The 2050-nt window shown below is 72.4% G+C and carries 2 protein-coding genes; both read left to right on the plus strand.

What is annotated here, in order from left to right:
* The coding region (locus FDZ70_09720; GenBank protein TLM69486.1) for a DAK2 domain-containing protein at positions 1-1027 on the plus strand (1027 nt) is incomplete at its 5' end.
* Between the two features lie 34 nt (positions 1028-1061).
* A complete protein-coding gene (locus FDZ70_09725; GenBank protein ID TLM69487.1) occupies positions 1062-1916 on the plus strand; it encodes a DegV family protein in 855 nt (284 codons plus the stop codon).
* Positions 1917-2050 lie beyond the last annotated feature (134 nt).

Here is a 2050-nt window from a genome sequence, read left to right on the forward strand (position 1 = left end):
CTCCGCGCTCGAGGGCGCCGCGCTCCGCCGCGCCGAGGAGATCGTCGCCGCCGGTCCCGCCCTGGCGGTCCAGCCCGCGGACGACTGGGAGAACGACGAGTACCTCTACTGCACGGAGTTCCTCGTCCATGGCGAGGCGCTCGACACCGAGGGCATCACCGAATGGGTCTCGGATCACGGCGGCTCGGAGCTCGTCGTGGGGTCCGGCGACACGCTGAAGGTCCACGTGCACACCGACGACCCGGGCGCCGTGATCGCGCACGCGACTTCGCTGGGCGAGGTCTCCCAGGTCCACATCAACAACATGCGCCGCCAGACCGCCGAACGCGCCGAGGCGCGCCACTCCCGCGAGGGCGCGGCGGCCCCTTCGAAGCGGGTCGGCGTCGTGGCGGTCGCCGTCGGCTCCGGGCTGCGCGACGTCCTGCTCAGCCTCGGTGTGGACGAGGTCGTCAGCGGCGGCCAGACCATGAACCCGTCGACCGGCGACCTGCTCGAGGCCTGCCGCAAGGTCGACGCCGCCGAGGTCATCATCCTGCCGAACAACAAGAACATCGTCATGGCCGCCCAGCAGGTGCCCGCGCTCATGGACCGTCCCGTCGCGATCGTCCCGACGTGGTCGGTCCCGCAGGGCTTCGCCGCGATGCTCGAGTTCGACGCGGACGCCGACACAGCGTCGCTCGTGGGCCCCATGGCCGAGGCCGCCGCGCGCGTTCGGACGGGCGAGGTCACGACGGCCGTCAAGGACGCCAAGGCCGCCGGCGGGGACATCGCGGCCGGGCAGGTGATCGGCATCGTCGACGACGAGGATATCCGCGAGGTCGGTGACGATGTCGTCGACGTCGCGGTCCGGCTGGCCTCGGTCGTCGCGGACGGGCGCGACTCGCTCACGCTGCTGGCGGGCGAGGACCTGTCCGACGAGGACCTCCAGCGCGTGCGCATCGCCGTGGCGCAAGCGCGTCCGGACCTTGAGATAGACTCCCTACGGGGCGAGCAGCCGCTCTACCCCCTGGTGATGGCGGCCGAGTAGCGCCGCGTTCCGCGGACGCTTCGGGAGGAGCACGATGGGCAAGGTCGGGATCGTCTGCGACAGCACGGCTGACCGCCCGCTCGAGTGGTACGCGGAGCGCGACGTGTCGATGGTGCCACTCAAGGTCTCCTTCGGTGAGGAGACCTTCCTCGACTGGCGCGAGATGGCGCCCGACGAGTTCTTCCCGCGCCTGAAGGCCTTCGCCGGGCTTCCGAAGACCTCGCAGCCCTCGCCGGCGGACTTCACCGCGGCGTACGAGGCGCTGGCTGCCGCCGGCGCCGAGGAGATCGTGTCCATCCACCTCACCTCACCGCTGTCGGGCACCGTCCAGTCGGCCACCTTGGCCGCCGAGACCGCTCCCGTGCCGGTCCGGGTCGTGGACACCAAGCTGGTCAGCCAGGCCGTCGCGCTCGTGGTGCTCGCCGCCGTCGAGGCGCGGGACGCCGGGGGCGACGGGGCGGCGGTCGAGGCGGCGGCGCTTCGCACGGCGGCCTCGACCAGGCTCTTCTTCGTCCTCGACACGCTCGACTACCTGGTGAAGGGCGGCCGCGCGGGCAAAGCCCAGGGGCTCGCCGCGTCGCTCCTCGACATCAAGCCGATCCTGACCTTCAACGCCGAGGGGACCATCGAGCCGTTCAAGAAGGTCAAGGGGCGCCGGAAGGCGTTCCAGGAGCTCGCCGCGCACGTCGCCGAGGAGACGCAGACCGCGGGCCGCGCGCGCCTCGCGCTGCTGCACTCCGTGTCCCCCGAGACCGTTGCGGACTTGCGAGGTGCGCTGGAGGCGAGCGGAGCCGACTACGAGCTCGAGAGCGTGGGCCTGGTCGGCGCGGTCATCGGCACGTACGCGGGACCCGACGCGGTGGGCGTCGCGTACCACCCGCTCGCGTAGGGGCGGGTTGCGTCGTGACGGCCGCCGACGGCCGTGACCGCTTCGCCGCGCTGGCGGCGGGTGCGCTCGACGTGACCGCGGTCCGCTTCGTGGACGGCCCGCGTGCGGACGCGCTCCGCAAGATCGGCGTCACG

It is taken from the genome of Actinomycetota bacterium (genome assembly GCA_005774595.1).
Lineage (GTDB): Bacteria > Actinomycetota > Coriobacteriia > Anaerosomatales > D1FN1-002 > D1FN1-002.